At 57.5% G+C, this 6,576-nt stretch carries 7 protein-coding genes; 5 read left to right on the forward strand and 2 right to left on the reverse strand.

Annotation, left to right across the window (positions count from 1 at the left end):
- The first annotated feature begins 48 nt into the window (after nt 1-48).
- The 5 genes from B015_RS32360 (at nt 49) to B015_RS0129490 (ending at nt 4,707) form a co-directional block, all read left to right on the forward strand.
- Nucleotides 49-855 carry an aldolase/citrate lyase family protein gene (locus B015_RS32360; RefSeq protein ID WP_018431370.1) on the forward strand — a complete coding sequence of 269 codons (807 nt, stop codon included), beginning with the start codon at nt 49-51 and terminating at the stop codon, nt 853-855.
- A 50-nt stretch (nt 856-905) separates the two neighbouring features.
- A complete protein-coding gene (locus tag B015_RS31955) occupies nt 906-1,880 on the forward strand; it encodes a tripartite tricarboxylate transporter substrate binding protein (RefSeq protein ID WP_018431371.1) in 975 nt (324 codons plus the stop codon).
- 34 nt (nt 1,881-1,914) lie between these two features.
- Nucleotides 1,915-2,409, forward strand: coding sequence for a tripartite tricarboxylate transporter TctB family protein (locus tag B015_RS32365; protein WP_018431372.1), 495 nt, complete (start codon nt 1,915-1,917; stop codon nt 2,407-2,409).
- 3 nt (nt 2,410-2,412) lie between these two features.
- Nucleotides 2,413-3,909: a tripartite tricarboxylate transporter permease gene (locus tag B015_RS0129485; protein WP_018431373.1), complete on the forward strand. Its 1,497-nt coding sequence runs from the start codon at nt 2,413-2,415 to the stop codon at nt 3,907-3,909.
- Nucleotides 3,910-4,338: 429 nt separating this feature from the next.
- Complete coding sequence (locus B015_RS0129490; protein ID WP_018431374.1) at nt 4,339-4,707, forward strand: hypothetical protein; 369 nt, start codon at nt 4,339-4,341, stop codon at nt 4,705-4,707.
- Between the two features lie 274 nt (nt 4,708-4,981).
- On the opposite strand, the gene B015_RS0129495 is transcribed toward B015_RS0129490, so the two are convergent.
- Together B015_RS0129495 and B015_RS0129500 are read right to left on the reverse strand one after the other, a co-directional pair.
- On the reverse strand, nt 4,982-5,929 hold the full coding sequence (locus tag B015_RS0129495; protein ID WP_018431375.1) for a substrate-binding domain-containing protein: 948 nt from the start codon (nt 5,927-5,929) through the stop codon (nt 4,982-4,984).
- A gap of 66 nt (nt 5,930-5,995) precedes the next feature.
- The coding region (locus tag B015_RS0129500; protein ID WP_018431376.1) for an ABC transporter permease at nt 5,996-6,576 on the reverse strand (581 nt) is incomplete at its 5' end.

The raw sequence follows: 6,576 nt of genomic DNA on the forward strand, positions 1-6,576 counted from the left end.
GAGCGGCCGCTTAGCTAGAGAACAACTTACAGGCACCTGGAGAATATCATGACAGCCGGACAGAATGTTTCCCTGAGGACCAAGATCCGTCAGCAACAGCCCATCATCTCGGCGATGATGCGGTTTCCGGATCCTGGGATCGCGGAGCTTCTGGCGGTGTTGGGTTTTGATGTGATCGTCATCGACAACGAACACATGCCTTTCAATGATGAGACCATCGCCAACATTGCGCGCGCCTGCGCGGCGCATGGCGTGGCGTGCATGATCCGTCCGACCGATCACAATCCTCGCCAGATCGGACGATACCTCGACATGGGAATGGTCGGTATTCTCGCCGCACATGTAGACACGGCCGAACAAGCACGGAGCATTGTCAGCGCTGTGAAATATCCGCCCTTCGGTAGACGGGGCATGATGCCGTTGAGCCGAGCGGCGACATTCGGCATGGGCGCGCCGACCGACGAGTATGCAGCCCGTGCCAACGACGAAACGCTCGTGATCTGCATGTGCGAGTCGCGCACCGGTGTGGAGAACATTGACGGTATCCTCGCCGTCGAGGGTGTAGACGGTGTTGCCGTCGGGCCGTCGGATATCGCCAATTCGTATGGCATGCCGGGAAAGACTACTGATCCGAAGATCGTTGAGATCATCAGCACTCTAGAGGGCAAGATCTTTGCGTCCGGCAAACTTGCGTCGGCACTGCCCAAGAACCACGACGAGGCTGTGAGAGCCATTGAGAATGGCTACGGTTGGATTAACGCCGCTTCGGACCTGAGCCTCATAGTGGAATCGGCCAAGCGGCTCTCGCCGCGTGATCTGGGGAAGCTGAAACTCGGAACATGGGGTGGGCAATAGCTGCGCGCCAGACACGCAACTGGTCAGCATAACAGGGGAGGAATGAGGACATGAACATTTTGAAGACACTCGGTAGCGGGCTCGTCATTCTGGCAGGGTTTCTCGCGGCATCGGCTGCAAGTGCCCAATCGAGCTTCCCGAGCAAGCCAATCCAGCTTGTCGTACCAGCTAAACCTGGTGGCGATACCGACCTCAATTCGAGACTGCTTGCCAAGCACATCGGCAAACACTTGAGCCAGCCGTTGGTCGTCGTGAATACCGATGGCGGCGGCGGAAACATGGCTGCGCAGAAGGTCGCCGCATCGCCAGCTGACGGTCACACGATCTTGATGCTGAACACTGTCTTGTTCACGGGCCGGGCAGTCGGGACACTGCAGCTCGGCCTTGACGATTTCGAGGTCATAGGTATCCCGAGTTATTCTGACACACTGCTGTGGGTGACACGCAAAGATGCGCCATTCAAGACGCTGCCGGAACTCAGCAAGGCTGTCCTTGCGGCACCCGATACCGTGAAATACGCCGCGACCGTAGGGGCTCCTTCGCACCTGCAGGCAATCGCTTATGAAGAGGCGATAGCCGGGGATCTCAAGAAGATCGATACGGGCTCGGGTTCGGACAAGATCGTCGCGGTGCTCTCAGGTCAGGTTGACGTGCTGACGACCAACTATTCGCTGGTGAAGGATTACATCACCACCGGTGAGATGGTGGTTCTCGGCAATCTCGGCCGCGAACGCAGCCCATTCATCCCCGATGTACCCACTTTTGCCGAAGGCGGTGTAAAGCTCGGTCCGGATTTCAACATGTTTTACGTTCTGCTCGCTCCCAAGGGGACGCCGCAGGAGGTGATCGCCGTGCTGAGCGACGCAGTGAAGAAGACGGTCGAAGACCCGGAGGTGAAGAAGGAGTTCGAGAAGTCCTACTTTACCGTCAACTATCGCGACAGTGCTGCGGCCAAGACTTATCTTCGCGAACGAGAGCCGGAGTTCATGGCGATGAAGGATCTCATCGCTGCCGACAAGTTCTGAACCGCAGAGAAATCCTATCAGCATGGGCAATCCAATGAAATGGAATGACATTATCTCGGCGCTCGTGCTGATCGTCGTGTCTATCGTTGTGTTCTTTGCCTCCGATCAACTGGAGGCAAAGACGCGGATGGACATCGGTCCCGACTTCATGCCGAAACTGGTGGCGGCTTTGACCTTTCTGCTTAGCTTGCTGCTCCTAGCACAGGCTGTGCAGCGTAACATGGGCCTAAGCCCACAGTGCCAGATGCCAGACGTCGACCGTGGGCCGGTGCGGCAGGGCGACCTAATTGAGCGCTATGCCGACTGGATCAGCCTCTTACTGATCCTCGCCTACACGATCGCATTCGAGCCCCTTGGCTTCGTGTTGTCGACTACCATTTTCCTGTTTCTACAGTTCGTCGTCATGTCACGCTCAGGTGAGCGTCGATACATACGTTTCGCGCTCGTGGCGGGCGTCGTCTCGGCAGTCTCCTATTACGTCTTCCTGAAACTGTTCTACGTGTTTTTGCCGACTGGATTGTTGGGGTGAACCATGTCTGACGTAATCTGGTCCGGTTTTGCCTCGGTACTTAGCGTCCAGGCGCTTGCGTTCAATTTATTCGGTGTCGTTGTTGGAATCATTTTCGGGGTCATTCCTGGCCTCTCGGCGGCGACCGCTATCGCGCTTTTCTTGCCGATCACCTTCGGCATGGAACCTGTGGTTGCCATCGCGTTGATGATGGGCCTCTATATCGGTGCGTCGTCGGGCGGCTTCATCGCCGCCATACTTCTCAACATTCCCGGCAAGCCGTCGGCGGTAGCGACGACTTTTGATGGCTACCCCATGGCCAGAAACGGAGAGGCCGGTCGGGCTCTCGGCGCCTCAGTCGTATTCTCTTTCATTGGCGGTCTGATCAGCATGTTCGCAATGCTGTTCATCGCACCTCCGCTTTCCGAATTGGCCATGAAGTTCGGGCCGATCGAGTATTTTGCCGCCACATTCGCAGCGCTCATGCTGCTTGGCAGCCTAACCGGAGACTCTTTGATCAAAGGTCTACTCGCGGGCTTAATCGGGCTTATGCTGGCCCTGGTTGGCTCGGCGCCGATAGACTACACGCCACGGTTCGACTTCGGGTTCTACCAGCTTTCCGAAGGCTTTCCGCAACTCGCGGTGCTCATCGGCATGTTCGCAATAGCCGAAGTGGTAAAGGCCGCGCGCCGCGATCCTGCCGTCGAGGCCGCACGTCCGCTGGATTTTCGCATGCGTGGATTCGGCATCAGCCTGAAGGAAACTATCCAGCAGATGCCGAACGCAATACGGTCCTCGGTGATCGGGATCTTTATCGGCATTCTGCCCGCTCTCGGCGGCACTGCGGCGAGCCTCGTAGCTTACACCGCGGCCAAAAACGCCTCCAAGGAAAAGGAGAAGTTTGGCAAGGGGTCGATGCATGGCCTTGTTGCTTCCGAGACAGCCAACAATGCCGTTATCGGCGGCGATATGATCCCCCTGCTTACGCTAGGCATACCAGGCGATGTGGTGACTGCCCTCCTGCTTGGCGCCTTGACCTTACACGGACTGACGCCAGGACCGCTTTTGCTCAAGACGCATGGCGATCTGCTCTATGCGATTTTCGCGGCCCTCATGATTGCCAATGTCATGATGCTAGTCGTGCAGTTCTTCGGTATCAGGATATTCGTAAGGCTGCTGTCGGTGAAAAAGTACTACTTATTCCCGATCATTGTCGCAATGTGCGCCGTTGGCGCTTTTTCGGCCAACAACGTGGGCTTCGACGTGGTGATCTTCGGCGGCTTTGGCGTCGTCGGATGGCTCTTGTTAAAGGGCGGCTTCCCTTTCGCTCCGGTGATCGTCGGCTTCATCCTGGGTCCGCTCTTGGAGATCAATCTTCGCCGCGGTCTGATGACCACAGGTGGGGACTTCCTCCCCTTCTTTCAGAGCCCGATAGCGCTGGTATTCTTCGCCACCGCAGCGCTCCTCGTAGGGGGAGTGGTGCGACAGCGCTACAGGCTGAGAGTACAAGCGAAAGCATAGTTTGGATGACGGCTTGTGCCTGTAGCAACGGGCGAACGGGAAAGAACTCCAGCGTGACCTCGGCGATTGGTGCTTCAAGCGTAACCTGGGTTGGCAGCACATCGACGCGCGCCAGGATCTCCTCGATCCGCTCATAGGTGCGTGCCGTGTTCTGGATAAGCAGCGCATTGTTTTGGACGTCGGCCAAGGGGCTGAGGTTTACACCCGTTATCCGCATCCCGATCTTAAGATCACAGGTCAGGCCAGACAGTTCCTGCATCGTGAGCATCTCGATTCGGTCAGGCTGGCCGCCGATGCGACCGGCGCTGCCTGTCCCGGAGGACTTTCCGGCACGTGTCATCATGCCAGACGGCTCATTCGTTTCGCCAGGCACAATTAGGCTCGTGCCGCGCGGTAAAGGTGCCAAGACGGCTTATCCGGAGTTGTAGAATGACGCGGGAATTTTACGGTGCGACAATCCAGGCGCAGCGAGCAATCAATGGGTTGCTCAATCTTCCAGCATCTGGCCGAGAGCAGGATTGGGAGATTGAGCTAGCCGACCCCGATCGTGTCGAGGAAATGCTGGAAGCTGCGGTCGATTCGAACCTAGATTACGATGAAAGATGTGCGTTAGCTTTGCTAACGATCGCTTCCATTGAGGAATTGTTCGAGTTAGGGGAGGTTTCACCTGCGATTGTCGAGCAAGCTAGATCTACCATTCGCCAATATCACGACGTGCATGAGGCAATGGTTTTCTATTGGATCGAGCAGCGTCAGGCTTCAAATGAAGAAAACGTAAGAGAAGTCCTCTTCGGTTAGATTGTAGAAAATTAAGACGCGAAATCTTGTGACATAAAAAACAAGTAGCACTTGACGACGCGGGGCCATTACTGGTGCCCGCGGCCCAGGAAAATCAATTCATAAGCGATAGAGCAGAACGCACCGACTGAAAGAGGGTTTGCCAGAAGGGGTCCTGCTTCAACGTTGTCCAGACCAACCTGGCGAGCCCGTAGATTGAAACAAACATTGGGACCCAAAGGAAAACGGGGAGGCCAAGCCTCCCCGTTGCACAGCTATTTTCTATAACCGCCGATCAGAACGGCGAATCCGGGAAGTGGTAGTTGGCGGCGTTGTCCTTGGTCACCAACGTGGCGTCAAGGATGTAGGTGCCGTGAACCGGAACCTGATCGAACAGCTGTGCTGCCGTCAGTTCCATCGCGGTGCCAACCATTGCCGGCGGATAGAGAACGTCGACCGGGACCATCTTGTCGCCGTCCATGACCTTCTTGATCATGTCCTTCGAGCCGGCGCCGCCGACGACATACTGGATGTCGGTACGCTTTGCCTGTTCGATGGCTTCGAGAATACCCACGACCATGTCGTCGTCCTGCGCCCAGACCACGTCGATCTTAGGATATTTGGTCAGGTAGTCCTGCATGACCTTGAAGGCATCGTCGCGGTTCCAGTTGCCGAACTGGCGGTCGAGGATCTTGACGCCCGAGCCGGCGATGCCTTTGTCAAAACCATCCTGGCGCTGCTGGTCGATCGGGATCGGCATGCCGCGCACGATGACGACTTCCGCGTTCGGTGTGGTGGCGGCAATGTATTTGCCGGCGACTTCGCCAAGCGCCGGGTTGTTGCCGGCAACGTAGAGGTCGCGGACCGAATCGTCGTTGGTGGAGGGCGCACGGTCGACGAGTGCGACGAACTTGCCCTTGGCCTTGACTTCCTTGATCGCGCTGACCAGCGGATCGGGATCGGTCGGCAGGATGACGAGCGCGTCGATGCCCTGCGTTTCGAGGTCCTGTACGGCGTTGGCCTGCGATGCCGGATCGGGCGACGTCTTCACCACGACGTTCAGGTTCGGATATTCCTCCATCAGCTTCTTGGCGACACGTTCGGCATGAAACACCACGCCGGCCGTCCAGCCATGGTCGGCGGCGGGAATCGAGACGCCGATGGTCTTCTTGTCCTGCGCCAGGGCTGTGCCCATGGTCGCGGCGAGCGCAACGGCCGCCAGTCCCAGTAGAATTTTACGCATTAACCTCTCTCCCAAAATTGCAGGCCTGTCTTGAACCGACCGGGCGACCCGCAGTCCCGATTTGCTTCACGATTTTCGCGTCAGCGAACGCTGCACCAACATCGCGATAATGACGATTGCTCCCTGGATCGCGCCGAGCAGATACTCGCTGACATAGCTCGTAAGCAGCATGATGTTGCCGATGATTTCCAGGATGAAGGCGCCGGCCACGGTGCCCCAGATCCGACCTACGCCGCCGCGCAAGGCGGTGCCGCCGACCACGACCGCTGTGATCGCGTTCAGTTCCCACATCGTGCCTGTCGTGGCCGTGGTGGAGGAAAGGCGCGGAATATAGATGAGGCAGGCACCCGCCACGCACAGCCCCTGGATCAGGTAAGTCATGGTGCGTACGCGCGCGACCGAGATGCCCGAATAGCGCGCGACGTCCTCATTCGAGCCGACCGCGATCACATGCCGGCCAAACGAGGTGCGGTACAGAATGAACGCCGCGATCGCTGCCGTGATGAAGATTGCAAGTACGGGGTAAGGAATGCCGAAAAGATTGCCGAAATAGACCGGGCGATAGACCGCCTGCACCTCCGGATTGCGCAGCGTGATCGCGCCGCCTTGCGAAAGCCAAGTGGTCAGGCCGCGATAGATGCCCATCA

The organism is Hoeflea sp. 108 (genome assembly GCF_000372965.1).
Classification (GTDB): domain Bacteria; phylum Pseudomonadota; class Alphaproteobacteria; order Rhizobiales; family Rhizobiaceae; genus Aminobacter.

What these genes read in the sequence shown, in the direction of transcription:
- B015_RS0129490 (WP_018431374.1), top strand. Translation starts at nt 4,339, where the DNA reads ATGACGCGGGAATTTTACGGTGCGACAATCCAGGCGCAGCGAGCAATC.
- B015_RS31955 (WP_018431371.1), top strand. Translation starts at nt 906, where the DNA reads ATGAACATTTTGAAGACACTCGGTAGCGGGCTCGTCATTCTGGCAGGG.
- B015_RS0129495 (WP_018431375.1), bottom strand. Translation starts at nt 5,929, where the DNA reads ATGCGTAAAATTCTACTGGGACTGGCGGCCGTTGCGCTCGCCGCGACC.
- B015_RS32365 (WP_018431372.1), top strand. Translation starts at nt 1,915, where the DNA reads ATGAAATGGAATGACATTATCTCGGCGCTCGTGCTGATCGTCGTGTCT.
- B015_RS32360 (WP_018431370.1), top strand. Translation starts at nt 49, where the DNA reads ATGACAGCCGGACAGAATGTTTCCCTGAGGACCAAGATCCGTCAGCAA.
- B015_RS0129485 (WP_018431373.1), top strand. Translation starts at nt 2,413, where the DNA reads ATGTCTGACGTAATCTGGTCCGGTTTTGCCTCGGTACTTAGCGTCCAG.